This window comes from Streptomyces coffeae, assembly GCF_016741875.1.
GTDB lineage: Bacteria > Actinomycetota > Actinomycetes > Streptomycetales > Streptomycetaceae > Streptomyces > Streptomyces coffeae.
Map to the genome: position 1 here is coordinate 1 of NZ_JAERRF010000165.1, position 726 is coordinate 726.

The 726-nt window shown below is 69.3% G+C and carries 1 protein-coding gene; it reads left to right on the forward strand.

Going from position 1 to position 726, the window contains the following annotated elements; translation table 11 throughout:
* Positions 1-726: beta-ketoacyl synthase N-terminal-like domain-containing protein (locus tag JK363_RS41495; RefSeq protein WP_201883500.1), on the forward strand; the 726-nt coding region annotated here is incomplete at both ends.

The window sequence follows — 726 nt, forward strand, 5'->3', positions numbered from 1 at the left end:
AATCTCTCCGCGTGAGGCGCTGGCCATGGACCCGCAGCAGCGGCTGCTGCTGGAGACCTCCTGGGAGGCATTCGAGCGGGCTGGCGTTGACCCGGCGTCACTGCGCGGTGAACGTGTCGGCGTGTTCGTGGGATCGAACATGCAGGACTACGGGTGGGTGCTGGGTGCGGCTGCCGAGGATGTGGGCGGCTATGCGGCGACCGGTAACGCGGCCAGCGTGGCATCCGGTCGCCTCTCCTACACGTTCGGTCTTGAAGGCCCCGCCGTCACGGTGGACACAGCGTGCTCATCGTCCCTGGTCGCCCTGCACTTGGCAGTGCAGGCGCTGCACAAGGGCGAGTGTGAGTTGGCACTTGCCGGCGGTGTGACGGTGATGTCGACGCCGAGCTCGTTCATCGAGTTCAGCCGCCAGCGTGGGCTGGCGGTGGATGGACGCTGCAAGGCGTTCGCCGCCGCCGCTGACGGCACCGGTTGGGGTGAAGGCGTCGGCATGCTGTTCGTGGAGCGGCTGTCGGACGCCCAGCGCAACGGCCACCCCGTGCTGGCGGTGATCCGCGGCTCGGCGGTGAACCAGGACGGCGCGTCCAACGGCCTCACGGCGCCGAACGGTCCGTCGCAGCAGCGGGTGATCCGGCAGGCCCTCGCCAGTGCACAGCTCGCTCCGTCCGATGTGGACGTGGTCGAGGCGCACGGCACCGGTACCAAGCTCGGTGACCCGATCGAGGC